At 66.1% G+C, this 15,144-nt stretch carries 15 protein-coding genes and 2 tRNA genes; 8 read left to right on the top strand and 9 right to left on the bottom strand.

From position 1 onward, the window contains the following. Positions 1–317: 317 nt before the first annotated feature. Positions 318–650 carry a transglycosylase family protein gene (locus L5G32_RS13110; protein WP_308192043.1) on the top strand — a complete coding sequence of 111 codons (333 nt, stop codon included), beginning with the start codon at positions 318–320 and terminating at the stop codon, positions 648–650. Positions 651–683: 33 nt separating this feature from the next. Here L5G32_RS13110 and L5G32_RS13105 read toward each other — a convergent pair whose 3' ends face one another. Continuing rightward, positions 684–1,118 (bottom strand): hypothetical protein, encoded by a 435-nt coding sequence (locus tag L5G32_RS13105; RefSeq protein WP_237011506.1) that lies wholly within the window; start codon positions 1,116–1,118, stop codon positions 684–686. Positions 1,119–1,159: 41 nt separating this feature from the next. Here L5G32_RS13105 and L5G32_RS13100 point away from each other — a divergent pair, with 41 nt between their 5' ends. Then, positions 1,160–1,864: a DsbA family protein gene (locus L5G32_RS13100; protein ID WP_237011505.1), complete on the top strand. Its 705-nt coding sequence runs from the start codon at positions 1,160–1,162 to the stop codon at positions 1,862–1,864. A gap of 1 nt (position 1,865) precedes the next feature. Next, a complete protein-coding gene (locus L5G32_RS13095; RefSeq protein ID WP_237011504.1) occupies positions 1,866–2,699 on the top strand; it encodes a cytochrome c biogenesis CcdA family protein in 834 nt (277 codons plus the stop codon). Between the two features lie 12 nt (positions 2,700–2,711). Here L5G32_RS13095 and L5G32_RS13090 read toward each other — a convergent pair whose 3' ends face one another. The 6 genes from L5G32_RS13090 to L5G32_RS13065 all read right to left on the bottom strand — a co-directional run bounded on the left by L5G32_RS13090 (position 2,712) and on the right by L5G32_RS13065 (position 6,162). After that, positions 2,712–3,386: a hypothetical protein gene (locus L5G32_RS13090; protein ID WP_237011503.1), complete on the bottom strand. Its 675-nt coding sequence runs from the start codon at positions 3,384–3,386 to the stop codon at positions 2,712–2,714. Positions 3,387–3,657: 271 nt separating this feature from the next. After that, positions 3,658–4,083 (bottom strand): type II toxin-antitoxin system VapC family toxin, encoded by a 426-nt coding sequence (locus L5G32_RS13085; RefSeq protein ID WP_237011502.1) that lies wholly within the window; start codon positions 4,081–4,083, stop codon positions 3,658–3,660. A gap of 31 nt (positions 4,084–4,114) precedes the next feature. After that, a complete protein-coding gene (locus tag L5G32_RS13080; protein WP_237011501.1) occupies positions 4,115–4,342 on the bottom strand; it encodes a FitA-like ribbon-helix-helix domain-containing protein in 228 nt (75 codons plus the stop codon). Positions 4,343–4,534: 192 nt separating this feature from the next. Beyond that, positions 4,535–4,611: transfer RNA gene (locus L5G32_RS13075), tRNA-Met, on the bottom strand. Positions 4,612–4,754: 143 nt separating this feature from the next. Further along, positions 4,755–4,828: transfer RNA gene (locus tag L5G32_RS13070), tRNA-Met, on the bottom strand. 86 nt (positions 4,829–4,914) lie between these two features. Then, positions 4,915–6,162, bottom strand: a complete 1,248-nt coding sequence (locus tag L5G32_RS13065) for an MCE family protein (RefSeq protein ID WP_237011500.1) — start codon at positions 6,160–6,162, stop codon at positions 4,915–4,917. 189 nt (positions 6,163–6,351) lie between these two features. Between L5G32_RS13065 and L5G32_RS13060 the strand changes: the two genes are divergently transcribed. Beyond that, entirely contained in the window at positions 6,352–6,642 is a 291-nt protein-coding gene (locus L5G32_RS13060; RefSeq protein ID WP_237011499.1) for a hypothetical protein, read from the top strand. A gap of 95 nt (positions 6,643–6,737) precedes the next feature. Here the strand turns inward: L5G32_RS13060 and L5G32_RS13055 are convergent, their stop codons facing one another. Then, a complete protein-coding gene (locus L5G32_RS13055) occupies positions 6,738–9,722 on the bottom strand; it encodes a UPF0182 family protein (protein ID WP_237011498.1) in 2,985 nt (994 codons plus the stop codon). A gap of 113 nt (positions 9,723–9,835) precedes the next feature. Between L5G32_RS13055 and L5G32_RS13050 the strand changes: the two genes are divergently transcribed. Further along, the gene (locus tag L5G32_RS13050; protein ID WP_237011497.1) at positions 9,836–10,414 is read left to right on the top strand and encodes a PPA1309 family protein; all 579 of its coding nucleotides are present in this window, start codon (positions 9,836–9,838) and stop codon (positions 10,412–10,414) included. 6 nt (positions 10,415–10,420) lie between these two features. On the opposite strand, the gene L5G32_RS13045 is transcribed toward L5G32_RS13050, so the two are convergent. Next, positions 10,421–11,473: a YlbL family protein gene (locus L5G32_RS13045; protein WP_237011496.1), complete on the bottom strand. Its 1,053-nt coding sequence runs from the start codon at positions 11,471–11,473 to the stop codon at positions 10,421–10,423. Between the two features lie 71 nt (positions 11,474–11,544). Here L5G32_RS13045 and L5G32_RS13040 point away from each other — a divergent pair, with 71 nt between their 5' ends. From L5G32_RS13040 to L5G32_RS13030, 3 genes are read left to right on the top strand one after another with little or no spacing between them, the layout of a single operon-like run. Continuing rightward, positions 11,545–12,894, top strand: a complete 1,350-nt coding sequence (locus tag L5G32_RS13040; protein ID WP_237011495.1) for a zinc-dependent metalloprotease — start codon at positions 11,545–11,547, stop codon at positions 12,892–12,894. 56 nt (positions 12,895–12,950) lie between these two features. Beyond that, a complete protein-coding gene (locus tag L5G32_RS13035) occupies positions 12,951–13,766 on the top strand; it encodes a hypothetical protein (protein WP_237011494.1) in 816 nt (271 codons plus the stop codon). A 57-nt stretch (positions 13,767–13,823) separates the two neighbouring features. Next, on the top strand, positions 13,824–15,137 hold the full coding sequence (locus tag L5G32_RS13030) for an ABC1 kinase family protein (protein WP_237011493.1): 1,314 nt from the start codon (positions 13,824–13,826) through the stop codon (positions 15,135–15,137). Positions 15,138–15,144 lie beyond the last annotated feature (7 nt).

The raw sequence follows: 15,144 nt of genomic DNA, 5'->3' as shown, positions 1-15,144 counted from the left end.
ATCCCCCGCCACGAGAGGTGTTCGACGTCCAACGCGCGATCTACGCGATCAACGGACCGGTTCGTGCGGTGAACGGCGTCACTTTTCCGCGGTGTGTCGAGTCACATTTGGTCTGTTTCAGATCACGGATCGATAACAGTACGATCACAGCCCTGACCTGGAAAGACGACGGAATCCTGAACGCTTGCTTCAGCTAGCACCTGTGACTGCGACCACGAAAGTGGACGTGACCTGAGGTTTCGCAATCCGTAGCGTCGCTTCCGGCCCGTTGAGAGGCACCAACGACTGGTGCCGCCAAACGATGAAGGAGTACCTCTGTGAGTTTGAAGAAGATCGCAATCCGTACCGCCGTCGCAGGCGCACTGACCGTCGCGCCACTGGCAGCCACTGCAGGCGTCGCCGGTATCGCGTCGGCAGACACCGGCCACAACTGGGACGCCGTCGCACAGTGCGAGAGCGGTGGCGACTGGTCGATCAACACCGGCAACGGCTACTACGGCGGTCTGCAGTTCTCGATGGAGACCTGGACGGCCAACGGCGGCTCGGGCAACCCGGCCGACGCACCGCGTGAAGAGCAGATCCGCGTGGCCGAGAACGTTCTCGCCACCCAGGGACCGGGCGCATGGCCGGTCTGTGGCTCCAACCTCTAAGGGGCTCCAACCTCTAAGGGTTTGCCCCTGTCGTCAGCTCCACGTATGTGATTGCTCGACGATGAAGCCCGCGATTATGACGGCGCTTCCCCCGACCTCGCCGATGATGAGCGCTACCATGCCCGCTGTCATCATCGGCGAGGTCGGATGCATTTGATTGTCCGTGTCGCGCAGAGCGCCGTGTAAGCAGTACGACGCGACTGCAGTGACGAAGAAGTAGACGACGATGGCGAGCGCCACCACGTTGACGACGGTGCTCCACGCGCTGAATTGAACGAACACGGCGAGCATCGCCGTGGCGAACGAGTACATCAGCGCGGCTCGGTGCGCGATGTCGACGTATACGTGAGCGTGCCCCGTCGGGCTCCGCATGATCTGTGCGAACTTCCACACGCCCAGCAGCAGGGCCCAGAGGAAGATGACTCCGGCGGCGATCAAGGCAACCTGCGCGGCGAGTGTGAGCGTCATGGCTCGATGATCCCATCCCGGGCCGTTGCTACGGTGCAGGCATGAGTGAGCAGCGTCGCCCCTGGTGGACGTCACGGATCGTCCCCGCTGCGGTGATCGTGATCGGCGTGGTCGCCGTCGCGTTCGTTCTGCTGCGGCCGTCGGGAGACGACTCGCCCTCTTCGACGGCGAAGACGCAGTCGGCGGAGTCGATCCGAAGCGAGTGGGAGGACCGCGACCCCGACGATCCGATGGCCTTGGGCGCGGTCGACGCACCGGTCGGGCTGGTGATGTTCACCGACTTCCAGTGCCCGTACTGCGCGCAGTGGTCGACGGACACCCTGCCCGAACTCCTCCCCTATACGACGTCGGGCAAGCTGCGGATCGAGTTCCGCGACATGAACGTCTACGGCGACGCGTCCGAGCGCGCCGCGCGCGCGGCGTATGCGGCAGCTCTCCAAGGACGCTTGCTCGACTACCACCGGGCGCTGTTCGCCGGCGGCACGCCGCGACCCAAGACCGAACTGCACGACGAAGCGCTCATCGCACTCGCCGAGCGACTCGACCTCGACGTCGAACGTTTCCGCACCGATTACGAGTCTCGACGCGTCCTCAGTGCAGTCCGCAATAAGGCGAGTGACGGTTTCACCGCGGGCACCTATACGACGCCTGCGTTCGTCCTCGGCAACGAACCGATCCTCGGCGCGCAGCCCACGAAGGTGTTCACGGACGCGTTGCATCGCGCATTGACCGCCACCGGCAACTGACATGGACGTCGGCCTGGCCGCGGCCCTGGCGGGCGGCGCTCTGACGCTGTTGAGTCCGTGCAGCGCCCTGCTGCTCCCCGCCTTCTTCGCGTCGTCGGTGGGTTCCGGTCCTCGACTGCTCGTCCACGGCGCGGTGTTCTATGTCGGTCTGGTGGCGCTCCTGCTGCCGGTCGGTGTCGGACTCGGGGCAGCGGGCCGTCTCGTCGTCGAGCACCGTTCGACGATCGTGGCGGTCACGTCGGTCGTGCTCATCGTTCTCGGTCTGTTCGCATTGCTCGGCCGTGGACTCGACCTCACCCGACTCGTGCCCGGCTCGGAGCGTCTCACCGGTCTCGCGCGTTCACGGACCGGACTGGTCAAGAGTCTGCTGCTCGGCGCGGCGGCGGGCGCTGCGAGTTTCTGTACCGGCCCGATCCTCGGCGCCGTGCTGACGCTGGCTGCGGCACGCGGCGACGTCGCGGGCGCGGCCGTGCTGTTGTGCGTGTACGCGATCGGGATGGTGGTCCCGATGCTGATCCTGGTGGTCCTCTGGCGGCGGATCGGCGATCGGGCTCGTCGTCTGCTCTTCGGGACGTCGTTCAGCGTCGCGGGCCGCGAGTGGAACCCGGTCCAGGTCGTGACGGGTCTCGTCCTGATCGTCGCGGGCGTCGCCTACTGGCTCACCGACGGGCTCGTCGGCGTCGGCGAACCTGTCCCGGCGAGTGTCCGCGAACGGTTGCAGGACGCTGCCGACACACTCGCACGCCCCGGCGTGGACGTCGTGTTGATCGTCGTCGCAGTCGCGGGACTCCTGTGGGTGTGGTCCCGAGCACGCGCCCGCGCCGCCCCGCACTGACCGCAGACTCTCTCATCCCGCCCGGGGGCGCCGTCGGACGACGCTCTCCAACGGGGACCGTGCCGCGACCCAGGCGCCGGCGTCCACGTCCACCCACGTGGCGACTTCGACCGCAGAGCGGAGATCGGCCAACAGGTCACGACCGTGGATCGGCTCGTGGTGCGCGGCGCGGTTACGGACCGCGACGAGCGCTGCCAGGTTCTGTTCCACGCGGAGGCGGCGTTCTCGGATGTCGCGGTAGCCGTACGGGAACGCCTTGTTCAAGGCTGGCACCCACAGCGATGTCAGGTACCGCTGGGCCACCAGGATCCGCCAGAACCCGAAGCTGAGTTCGGCGACGACCTTCCCGTGGAAGTCGTTCCCGCACGGCGCGGCCTCGACCTTCCGAAATGCATGCTCCAGTGCCGCGAGCGCCTTCCCGTCGAGCGGAATCGTGTCGAACCATGACGGCTCGCCCCGTCGTGCCGCCCATGCGGTCAGTTGCGAGTCCATCGCGTTGCGGGTGATCACCTCGACCATCGCCACCGTCATCAGTACCGCGGCCGACGCCACGGCATTCCAGTCGTACAGCCGCAGCGCCGCGTGCAGGTCTCCCCGTGCGGCCGACCGGTACGACTGCAGTCGGATCGGCGTGATCGCCCGCCCGATCGCGTGTTCGTCCCATTCCGGGCCCAGTGCTGCAGACATCCCCCGACACCCCCGTATCGTCAGCCAGTTCGGACCGGATGAGCTGCCACCCCGAGACCCGGGAAACGATTCGCCGGTCCGTCAACGTCTGTGCGATCAACCTACGACGCGCCTACGACAATTCCGGCACCCCGACGCTCCGGCGAGGAAGGCCCACCACGGATCTCTCGCGTGAGTGGTACCGCTCGGGCAATAGGCCGACCGATAACGGCCACTATCGGCCCTCCGGTACCACTCACGCGATCTGACGCAGGAAAAGAACGGCATCGAACTACTCGGGACTGACGTGCTCCCACGGATTTACGCAGGCGACACCGAGTGGTTCGAAATGTCGGGTGTTCCGGGTAACGACAGCCATCTCAGCCGCTTGAGCGACCGCGCCGATGAGTGCGTCGTCCAACGGTGCATGTTCGGGAACGCGGTAGCTCGCGAGTATTCGCGCCGCAGCCAGGTCGAACGGCAGTACCCGGCCGGCAAAGGTCGGGAGCACTCGCTCCTCGAACCATCGACGTAGTACCTCGCCTTGTGATGGGTCGCTCCGTTCCTTCGCGACTACGCCGCGTTCGATCTCACTAACGGTCGTCGCGGTAATGAACTGGTCCGCGACCGGCACCGATACTGCCCAACTCTCCACTGCGGGGTCGCGACCTCGTACGCGCAGGGCCGACACGACGTTCGTGTCCAGGACGTATCTCATCGCGACTCCCGTCCATCCGCTCCGGAACGGATCACAGTTCGGGAGTGCGTGCAGTCAAGCCGAGCCCGTCGGGCTCGAAGTCGATCTCGGCACCCTCGTCGGTGGACAGCAGGTCCACGAGAGTTAGCGGTTCACGTTCCAGTGCGCCCGACAGGATCTCGCGGGCTTCAGCTTCGACAGAGCGGCGGTGTTGCTCGGCACGTGCCTTCAGCGCAGCCTTGGTCCCCGCGGGAAGATTACGGATCAGGATTTGCTCCACAATAACCACCTCCGATATCAACACAACGATATCACTTCGTCCATTGCCGCCGGAGCACGTCAGCGACCGAGTTCAGAGGATTCAGCAAGGTCCCGAGACTCCGGGTGGCGCCAGGCGCTGGTGTAGATCTGGAGGTTGATCAATTCTCGAATGCGTCAGGCCGGGATTCGCACTGAATCCCGGCCTGAACGTTGGTAGCGGGGGCAGGATTTGAACCTACGACCTCTGGGTTATGAGCCCAGCGAGCTACCGAGCTGCTCCACCCCGCGTCGCTTTCTTGCACTGTAATCGTAGCGCACACCCCGCCCCGAATTCGAATCGGCGGACTCGCTTTGCCATCGGCTTCACGATCGGTCCAGACCAGAGAAAGACTTCAGGCCCGGAGATCAATGATCTCCGGGCCTGAATTTAGTAGCGGGGGCAGGATTTGAACCTACGACCTCTGGGTTATGAGCCCAGCGAGCTACCGAGCTGCTCCACCCCGCGCTGCACCGGCAACGTTACACATCGGTGAACGGCAGAGGCAAATCAATTGGCCGCCATCGTGACTGACGACACCCCACGCGAGACTCTCAGCGCTGTCGGACGCCCATGATCCGGGCGAGCTGGGTCGCGATGGGGTTCAGGTTCAGCTTGTCCGGATCGACTTTGGGCTTTCCGTCCCACGGCTGGACGAACGCAGGATTGGCCAGATCGGCGTTGTTGGCTCCGCGGACAGCCGTCGGACTGCCGGTCGGGACCGCACAGCCTGCTGCGGTGTTGAACGGGAAGTCGTCGTAGTTCACGTCGAAGTCGGGATGTGTGCGCTTGTACTCGTCGAGCGCTTTCTGCGTGCTCTCGTAGCCGCGCGTGCAGCTGGGCGGATTCTCGGTCTCCACCACGATCCCGAACCGAATCTGCCCGCCGCCGGATGCGGGCCCGTGGCTGCCTGCGGACAGCAGAGAGAGCATCGCGAACGTCATGCCCGTCGAGAACGACGTCGGAGCCACCTCGTGAACCGTCGCGCCCGCCTGGTGGATCAGCGTGGTCGCGTCATCACCGTTGCGCTCGAGGAACGTCGTCAGCGCGGTCGCCGCGCGCGGCCCGTCAGTGAGGATCCTCCGCACCGCCGGGTCGGACGACTCGAGCGTCGCCGCGACGGCGTCCAGACCCTTGGACCATTCGAGGATCTCGTCCGCCTGGTCCGCCTGAGTCTCGAGGACAGGGTTCGCTGCCGTGATGAGTCCGATCGTGTCGTCGAGGCTCTCGACGCCGGTCTTCGACAGATCGCCGAGCGCGTCGACGAGCCGACTCAAGCTCTCCCCTTGGCCGTCGAACGCCTTGCCGAGTTCGGTCACCGTCGTCCGCAATGCGTCGACGGGCACCGTCTCGGTCAGGGTGATGGCCGATGCCATGACCTCGTCGAGCTTCGGCGGGTGCCGCACGTCGTCGATCACCGAGCCGTCCCGCAGATACGGTCCCTCGTCCGAAGACGGTCGCAGGTCGATGAACTGTTCGCCGATCGCCGACCGATTCGCGACGACGGCGACCGCCGAGTCGGGAATCTTCTCGCCGCCCGCTTCCATGGCGAGCGTGACGTCGATGCCGTCCGCCGTCATCTGCATGTCGCTGACCCGTCCGGCGGCGACTCCCCGGTAGGTGACCTGCGCATCCGGGAAGATCCCGCCGGCACTGTCCATCCGAACCGTGACTCGATACACCCCGATGCCGACCGCCTCGTCCATCCGGGCGTACCGGATTCCGCCGTACGCCGAAGCGACGACTCCGATGAGGAGAACGACGACCAGTTGAATCTTCACCAGACGACTGAGCGGTGGCATGAACGCCTTTCTCGCGATATGCCGGACCTCGACTGCCCGACCGAATGAAGTCTAGGGTCCGATCGGCGCACAATACGTGCCGAAGTGAGCAACAATCACAACGTCCGTTGATGTGATGAACTTCATAAAGAAGGTATGGTGAGCCGTACGGAACCGGACGAACTGCCCGTTTCACAAGAAGGAGGGGACATGTCCAACTCTGATATCCACCATCACGAATCGCACGGCAACCACCCGATGAGCTTGATAGCTTTCGGCCTCCTGCTCACCGGTGCCGCACTGTCGGCGATGTGGCTCATCACGCTGGCCGACCTGCCTGCCAACCAGACGATGAACATCACCTACGGAGTGCTGGCCCTCGGCTGCCTCGTGTCGACGGCGTTGATCTTCCGCTACCTGATCAGCCATCTGCATCACTCGCCGGTCATGCCCGACAACACCGACGCCGAGATCGAGCGGTACCTGGCGAAGGTCCGCTGACCGGTCACCGACTCCACGACGAACGACGACGCCCGCCCCGATGGTCTCGGGGCGGGCGTCGTCGTCGGCGATCGGTGCCGGTAGTCAGCAGGGCGTCAGTTGCCTGCCTGCGGGTACTTCGCGAGCGCCGCCTTCAGGTTCTTCAGCGCTTCACCGATCTGTGCGAGGTCGCCGCTCTTCTCGGCAGCCGTCATCTCGTCGACGGCTTGCCGGAGTTCGGCCACCGCGGCTTGGTCCGGAGCATCGGACGGCGTCGGCGCCGCCGGAGTCTGACGCTCCGGCTCGGCCGGTGTGCCGTCGTCGCCTGCCGGCCGTTCGGCCTCCGGTTCGGTGGCCAACCGCGGATCGATGCCCGACTGCATCAAGGCTTCACCGATGGTCGGGGCCGCCCCGATCTCGACTTGCCCGTCCGGCGACTTGTAATAGGTCAGCATCCGGAACACCTTCGGCATGGCGGAGTCGCCTGCCTTCGACTCGGTGTACAGCGGCTGCACATACAGCACGCCGTTCTTCCCGACCGGCAGTGTCAGCAGGTTGCCGTAGATGACGTTCACCGAACCCGCGACGAGCGTGATGTCGCGCGCGACGGCGTTCTTCATCGCCTCCTGCACCTGGCGCGGACCGACGGTCTGCGAATCCGTCGGCGTCGTCATCACCGTCAGCTTGCCGTAGTTCGCCGGATCGGACGCCGCCGTGATGTAGGCGGCGAGGTTCTGCCTGCGCAGCGGTGTCGTCACCGACGTCAATTGGAACGACGGCTTGCCGCTGCCGTCCGGGTTCGCCGCGGTGAAGTAGTAGGGCGGCTGCGGCAGGTTGCTGTCGTCAGCAGTCGGATCATTCGGCACCGACCAGAAGTTGTTCGCCTGGTAGAAGTCCGACGGATTGCTGACGTGGTAATTCGTCAGCAGTTCGCGCTGCAGCTTGAACAGGTCCTCCGGGTACCGCAGGTGATCAAGCAGATCCTGCTTCTTGTCCAGTTCCGAACGCGGCTTCACGGTGCCCGGGAACGCCTTCATCCAGGTCTTGAGAACCGGGTCGCTCTCGTCGAACTGGTACAGCTCCACCTTGCCTGTGTACGCGTCCACGGTGGCCTTCACCGAGTTACGGACGTACGAGACTTCCTCGTCAGCCTGCGTCCGCCCCGTCTGACCCGCGGTCTGCGCGCGTGAGTCGGTCGTCGCGTCGGCCAGCGCCATCCGCTGCGCGTACGGGTAGTTCTTCAACGTCGTGTAGCCGTCGACGATCCACTTGATCGAGCCGTCCGCCATGACCGCCGGGTACGTCTTCGAATCGGTCTTCAACCACGGCGCGACCTTGGACACCCGGTCCCGCGGGTCCCGGTCGTAGAGGATGCGCGAATTGCTGTTGATCGCGTCCGACAGGATGAAGTTCCGCTCGCCGTACTTGACCGCGTACAGCAGTCTCGAGCCGAAGTTGCCCAGTGAGACACCGGTGTCGGCGCCGTACGTGTAGCGGACGCCCTCCTGGTCGTACTCGGTCTTCTCACCGTTCTCCGAGCCGACGATCGCGTAATCCGGATCGACGTTGGAGATGAGTTCACCGAAGTAGATGCGCGGCTGCTTCACTTGGATCGGAGCCGACTTGTACTCGGGCTTGCTGATGGTGTCCAGGTCGGAGACATAGAACTTGGGGAGCCCGCCGCTGTCGGAGCTGGCCGCGTCCTTCGGCGGCGCGTCGACGGTGTTGGCCGGCGCGGCGATGAAGCCGTTGCCGTGCGTGTACACGGTGTGCTTGTTGATCCAGTTCTGCTGGCCCTCGTTGAACCTCGACGGATCGAGTTCGCGGGCGGCGACGATGAAGTCGCGCATCTGCTTCTGCGAGCTGCCGTCGTCGGCGACGTTGTACCGGTCCACCGCGAGCTGACTCGGGAAACCGTAGAAGTTGCGCAACGACTGTCGCTGGACGAACGAGCGGGACACGACGGCCGGATCGAGGACGCGGATGTTCGACAGGGTCGACACGTCGCCGTTCACCGCGGCCGGGGACGCCGGATCGCGCGTCCAGTTCGCCTCGTACTCGACGTCCTCGCCGTCGCGGATCCGATAGGCCGACGTCGTCGCTTGGATGTTCCGCTCGATGTACTCGGCTTCCTTGGTCGCCGCGCTCGGTTTGACCGAGAACTGCTCCATGGCAGCGGGCCAGATGACGCCGATGACGAGCGCCGCGAGCAGCATCAGAACGGTCGCCATGGCGGGGATCCGCAGATCGCGCAGGAAGACCGCCGCGAAGAACGCGAGAGCGCACACGATGGCGATCGCCATCAGGATCAGCTTAGACGGCATCACGACGTTGATGTCGGTGTAGGTACCGCCGGTGAAGATGTCGCCACGACGGTCGCTACTGAGCAGGTCGTAGCGGTCCAGCCAGTAGCCGACGGCCTTGAGCAGCATGAATACGCCGACGATCACAGCGAGTTGGATGCGTGCGGTGCGCGAGACCATGCCGCGTCGACCGCCGCCGCCCAACCGGATGCCGCCGAAGACGTAGTGGGTCAGCAGGTTGCCGACGAACGCGACGCCGACCGCGACGAACGCGAGGTCGAGGATCAACCGGACGAACGGCAGGGTGAACGCATAGAAGCCGATGTCCATGCCGAACTGAGGGTCGGTCTCACCGAACGACTCGCCGTTGATGAACATCTGGATCGTCGCCCACGACGCCTGCGCGACGAGCCCTCCGATGAGGCCGAGGAGGATCGCCGGGATCAGCGCGGTGAGCCACGGCTTCCGGCCTGCGACGGCCCGGTAGCGTTCGAGCGGATCGCCCGGCCCCGCCGCCGGAACGAAGTCCGGGCGCCCCCGATAGGCGGCGTAGACGCCGACGAACACGATGCCGCCGACGACGAGGGCCGCGACGAAGAAGGCGATGACTCGCGTCCACACCATCGTCGACATGACGCCCGAGTAGCCGACGTCGGAGTACCACAGCCAGTCGGTGATGATCGAGACCAGCCGGGGTCCGATCAGCAGAATGAGTAGGAGCGCGACACCGATTCCGATCAGTATCTTCGATCTCCGCGACAGCGTCGGTCGTCCGATCGGACCGCGTGTACCAACCACGTTGTGTTCTCCTGTTGCTTTGGGTGACCGCCGGAGCAGGCACCGGCTCTCCCCCACCCTACTTACCGGTCGAAACCGACTGACTTCGCGACGGCAACCCGGTCGGTGTGACAATGACGGGCGTGACTTCCGGACCCGACTCTCCGCAACGTTTCTCCCAAGCCGATCTCGGCAACGCCCTCGCCCAGTGCGCGGGCTACGCCGCCGCGGGCCCGTGGGGTTCTCCCGCGACTCTGTTCGCGCTCGTCCCCACGGCAGTGCTCGCGCAGCAGGCGCCCGAACTGATCGACCCGAACGACGATTCGGCGCTGAGCCCGGTCGTCCAGGAGGCGGGCGACGCCGACCTCGAAACCCTGCTGACGACAGTCAGCTGGCCCGACGCGGTCGTCGGTTGCGCGGTCGTCACCGAGATCACCGTGCTGCCGCCGGACGCCGAGTCGACGCTCGACGAGGCGTTCGAGCCGCTGTTGTCCGACCCGGAGGCCGCCGACGCCGCAGCGCGCGACGCCGCGCACACCCACCCGGACCGCCGTCAGGCCCGCCTCATCGCCGGGGTGCTGCGCAGTGGGCAGCGCGTCGCACTGCTCTCACTGCGCGCCCGCGACGGCGAGGACGCATCTGTCGAATCCGATCTGCGCACCCACCCGACGCTCGCTCCGAACGTGTTGGACGCGCTGGCCTCGACCTTCTGAGCCGAGTCAGCAGTGCGGGCGCGGGGCGTCCGTGCCCAGCGCGTTCAACGCGTCGACCGCCCCCGAGAGCGTCTCGACCTTGATCAGTTCGATCCCGTCCGGCGCCTTCGACGACGCAAGCGAGCAGTTGCCCGCGGGAACCAGGAACACCGTCGCCCCGGCGTCCTTCGCGGCGCGCACCTTGTGGTCGATGCCGCCGATCTCGCCGACCTGGCCTTCCGGATCGATGGTTCCGGTGCCTGCGACGAACTCGCCGTGCGAGAGGTCCCCCGGCGTCATCTGATCGATGATCGCGAGCGTCATCATGGTGCCTGCCGACGGCCCGCCGATGTCGCCGACGTCGAAGGTGACGTCGAGCTTGGGATCCGCGGGCACCGACCGCATGCTGATACCGAGGAATGCCTTGGCGGGGTCGTCCGGCCGCTTCGCCAAGGTCACGGCCGCGTGCTGCGGCGTGCCGCCACGGACGAAGTCCACGTCGACGGTGTCGCCGGGCTTGTGGTGCGCGAGGACCACGGCGACCTGTTCCATGGTCGCCGTGGGGGTGCCGCCGATCGAGGTGATCCGGTCGCCGTCGGCGAGCGCTCCCGACGACGGGCTCTTGTCGGCCACTTCGGTCACGCCGACCGCGGTCGGCTTCTTGAGGTAGTTGAACGCGGCGAGCGTCGCGTTGTCTTCGCTGCTCGACATCTGCGCGAGGTTCTCCTGGCGGACTTCGTCCTCGCTCTGGCCGGGCTTGTAGTACGACTCCCGCGGCTGCAGTTCCGCGGACGGCGACACCCACTTGCCCAATGCCTGGAACAAGGTGAGCCCGTCGAGCAGCGACACCGTCGTCAGGTTCAGGTTGCCCTTCGGGTCCGGATCCACGGCGCCGGTCACCTTGACCACGCGCTCTGGTCCTTCCGCCGTGTCGACGGTGCCGAGCGTGTTGACGGTAGGGCCGGGCCCGAGAGCGACGTACGGCACTCGGACGAACATTCCGGCGGCGACGAACGCCGCCAGGAGAACTACCGCCACGTAGATGGTGATCATCCGTCGGCGGTTCGGGTTCCTCGTCATCTGGCCCAGGGTAATCGAGCCCGCTCCGTCGAGCCCGACGGGAGGCGCTGCGCGGACGGTACCGTGGAGGTATGAACGATCTCCCCTTCGGATTCTCCTCGCGCGACGACGATGACGACGACCGCGGCGACAACGCCCAGAATCCGGATCCCGCAGGCGGATTCGACCCCAATATGCTCGGTCAGCTGTTCAATCAGCTCGGCACCATGTTCAGCGGCATGGGTTCGGGGATGGGGCAAGGAGCCCAGTCGGGGCCCGTCAACTACGACATCGCGGCGAACCTGGCGCGCCAGCAGGTCGGGAAGTTCACCCCGATGCTCGACAAGGAGGCGAGCGCCGTCGCGGACGCCGTCCGTCTCGCCGAGCTCTGGCTCGACGAGCAGACCACCCTGCCCGCAGGCATCACCACCACTGCCGCGTGGACACCCGTCGACTGGCTCGAGAACACGATGCCGACGTGGCGCACTCTGTGCGATCCGATCGCCGAACAGATGGCACGCGGGATGACCGACAACCTTCCCGAAGAGGCCCGCGCGATGGCCGGGCCGATGATGGGCATGCTCGGCCAACTGTCGGGCAGCATGTACGGCAGCCAACTCGGCCAAGGCCTCGGGACTCTCGCAAAGGACGTCTTGACCTCCACCGACGTCGGCCTGCCTCTCGCGCCCGACAACACCGCGGTACTGCTGCCCGAGGCGATCGCCCGGTTCTCGGAGGGGCTGGATCTCCCGGCGCAGGACATCGTCGTCTTCCTGGCCGCGCGCGAAGCCGCCCACGTCCGACTGTTCGCGCACATCCCGTGGCTCAAGCAGCGTCTGCTCGCGACCGTCGAACAGTACGCGCACGGAATCAGCATCGACTTCTCCGGCATGCAGGACTTCGCGCAAGGCATCGACCCACAGGAGCTCTTCACCAACCCGGAGAAGATGGAGGAGTTGATGGGCTCGGCTGCCGCGTTCGAGCCGAAGACCACTCCGGAACAGCAGGCGGCGCTCACCCGGTTGGAGACGCTGTTGGCGCTCATCGAGGGCTGGGTGGAGACCGTCGTCTCCGCGTCCCTCGGCGACCGCATCCCCAGCACGTCCGCGCTCACCGAGACGATGCGGCGCAGGCGCGCCACCGGCGGACCCGCCGAGCAGACCTTCGCTACCCTCATCGGACTCGACCTGCGCCCGCGCAAACTGCGGGAAGCGGCCGACCTGTGGCGCAAGCTCACCGAGGCCGCCGACATCACCGGGCGCGACGGCGTGTGGGGCCACCCTGACCTGCTGCCCGACGCCGACGACCTCGACTCCCCTGCAGGATTCATCGACAGCGTCATCGGCGGCGGCTCGTCCACGTTCGACGACCCGATGGCCGAACTGGAGCGCACCATCGCACAGGAGAAGAAGGAGAAGGAAGAGCGCGGCGACGACGCCTGATCGGGCCTGTGGAATTCGTACTCGACGGATCGGCGCACCGGTGACATCGTGAGCCCATGAGGTCGGGGGCCGAGAAGACACTGCCGGTACTGGTGCCGGGTGTGCCGGTGCTCGCACGAGGCGATTCGGCCGTGCACGTCGGCTGCGATCCGCGGTCGGCGATCGTCCTGCCGCTCGGCCCCGAAGCCGATGCGCGGGCCGTCGCCGCCCTGTTTCAGATGCTGCGGGTCCCCGTGTCCTACCGGACGATCGCCAAACGAGTGCGCGCGGCCGGGCTCGACTACATGTCGTTCCGTTCGATGCTCGAACGTCTCGTCCTCGCCGGGAAGGCCGCCGTCTCGGCGCCGCCGCGTGTCCTGACGGTGCACGTCCCCGGCAGCGGCGACGTCGCGACTGCGCTGTCTGCGGCACTGCGGCGAGCAGGCGTGCACGTCGACGACGCGCACGGCGGCGCAGGCCTCGTCGTGGTCGCCGACCAGCCGATCCCCGACCCCGCCCTCATCGCGGACCTCATGGCTGCCGGAACCCCGCATCTGAGCGTGCACTTGCGGGACGGCGTGGGCGTCGTCGGCCCACTCGTCCTGCCCGGCACGTCGACCTGTCTACGGTGCATCGACCTGTATCGCGCCGACCTCGATCCTCAGTGGCCCGTCCTGGCGGCGCTGATGAGCGGCATCGCGGGCTACGCCTCACCGGCCGTCCTGCAAGCGACCGTCGCCGTCGCCTGCACCCAGATCGACGAGGTCACCGCACCCGTGCCGCGCGGCGCACCGGCTTCCGTCGGTCGAACATTCGAATTCTCCGAGCACCCGTCGCGACTGTCGTCGCACGTCGTGGCCCCGCACACCCGCTGTATGTGCGTTGTTGCATAGCTCACTCGTCCCGAGACTCAGTCCGTCCACTATCCTCGGGGACAGCGAAAGGACACCATGAGCGACATCACTCGCGGCCAAGGCCGTCGTAACGCCAAACTCGCATCGCTGCCCTTGGGCATGGCCGGACGCGCTGTCGGCGGATTCGGCAAGCGCATGACCGGCAAGAGCCGAGACGAAGTCAACGCAGACCTCATGAACAAGACCGCGGAGCAGCTGTTCTCGGTCCTGGGTGAACTCAAGGGCGGCGCGATGAAAGTCGGCCAGGCACTCTCCATCATGGAAGCGGCGATCCCCGACGAGTTCGGCGAGCCCTTCCGTGAAGCGCTGACCAAACTGCAGGCCGAAGCTCCGCCGATGCCGGCGACGACCGTCCACAAGGTCCTCGATCAGCAACTCGGCACCAAGTGGCGGGACCGCTTCGCCTCCTTCGACGACGAGCCGGCCGCATCCGCCAGCATCGGACAAGTCCACAAGGGCGTGTGGAAGGACGGCCGCGCCGTCGCCGTCAAAGTCCAGTACCCCGGCGCAGACCACGCTCTCAAAGCCGATCTCAAGACGTTGAGCCGCATGTCCGGGCTCATCCAGAAGCTCTCGCCCGGCACCGACGTCAAGGGCATGTTCGAGGAACTCATCGACCGCACCGAGGACGAACTCGACTACATCTCCGAAGCCGACAACCAACGAGCCTTCGCGAAGGCCTTCGACGGCGACCCTGATTTCGTGATCCCCAAGGTCATCGCGAGCGCGCCCAAGGTGATCGTCTCCGAATGGGTCGACGGCACCCGCTTGTCGAAGATCATCTCCGACGGCACCCAGGAAGAACGCAACTCGGCCGCTACGAAGATGACGACGTTCGAAGTCAGTTCGCCTGCGCGCGTAGGACTTCTCCACGGCGATCCGCACCCCGGCAACTTCTTCGTCCTCGACGACGGCCGGTTCGGGGTCCTCGACTTCGGCGCCATCGGCCACTACCCCGACGGGCTTCCCGACCAGACCGGGGAGATCCTCGCGTTGGCGCGCGACAAGAAGTACGACGAGCTCCGCGATCTCATGGTGGAGACCGACTTCATCCGTGCCTCGCACGCCGACCGGGTCACTGCGGAAGATCTCGCGAACTACCTGCAGCCGTACGTCGACCCGCTGTACGGCGACACCTTCCACTTCACCCGCAACTGGCTTCAGCGTGCTGCGGGTAAAGCCACCGACCTCTCCGGCGACGTCTACAAGACGTCCCGCAACCTCAACGTACCCCGCGACTACGTGATGGTGTTCCGCGTCCTCATCGGCTGCGTGGGCATCGCCGCGCAGCTCAACGCGGAAGCGCCGTACCGCTCGATCATGGCGGATTGGGTGCCGGGTATCGCTTGAGCTTCGT

The organism is Gordonia zhenghanii (genome assembly GCF_021738965.1).
GTDB lineage: Bacteria > Actinomycetota > Actinomycetes > Mycobacteriales > Mycobacteriaceae > Gordonia > Gordonia zhenghanii.
The sequence above is the reverse complement of the archived record's forward strand: the minus strand, read 5'-3'. Positions and strand labels throughout refer to the sequence as shown.

Bases quoted from the DNA above. Each gene is read 5' to 3' on its own strand.
- L5G32_RS13105 (WP_237011506.1), bottom strand. From the start codon at position 1,118: ATGACGCTCACACTCGCCGCGCAGGTTGCCTTGATCGCCGCCGGAGTC.
- L5G32_RS13100 (WP_237011505.1), top strand. From the start codon at position 1,160: ATGAGTGAGCAGCGTCGCCCCTGGTGGACGTCACGGATCGTCCCCGCT.
- L5G32_RS13095 (WP_237011504.1), top strand. From the start codon at position 1,866: ATGGACGTCGGCCTGGCCGCGGCCCTGGCGGGCGGCGCTCTGACGCTG.
- L5G32_RS13090 (WP_237011503.1), bottom strand. From the start codon at position 3,386: ATGTCTGCAGCACTGGGCCCGGAATGGGACGAACACGCGATCGGGCGG.
- L5G32_RS13085 (WP_237011502.1), bottom strand. From the start codon at position 4,083: ATGAGATACGTCCTGGACACGAACGTCGTGTCGGCCCTGCGCGTACGA.
- L5G32_RS13065 (WP_237011500.1), bottom strand. From the start codon at position 6,162: ATGCCACCGCTCAGTCGTCTGGTGAAGATTCAACTGGTCGTCGTTCTC.
- L5G32_RS13060 (WP_237011499.1), top strand. From the start codon at position 6,352: ATGTCCAACTCTGATATCCACCATCACGAATCGCACGGCAACCACCCG.
- L5G32_RS13050 (WP_237011497.1), top strand. From the start codon at position 9,836: ATGACGGGCGTGACTTCCGGACCCGACTCTCCGCAACGTTTCTCCCAA.
- L5G32_RS13045 (WP_237011496.1), bottom strand. From the start codon at position 11,473: ATGACGAGGAACCCGAACCGCCGACGGATGATCACCATCTACGTGGCG.
- L5G32_RS13040 (WP_237011495.1), top strand. From the start codon at position 11,545: ATGAACGATCTCCCCTTCGGATTCTCCTCGCGCGACGACGATGACGAC.
- L5G32_RS13035 (WP_237011494.1), top strand. From the start codon at position 12,951: ATGAGGTCGGGGGCCGAGAAGACACTGCCGGTACTGGTGCCGGGTGTG.
- L5G32_RS13030 (WP_237011493.1), top strand. From the start codon at position 13,824: ATGAGCGACATCACTCGCGGCCAAGGCCGTCGTAACGCCAAACTCGCA.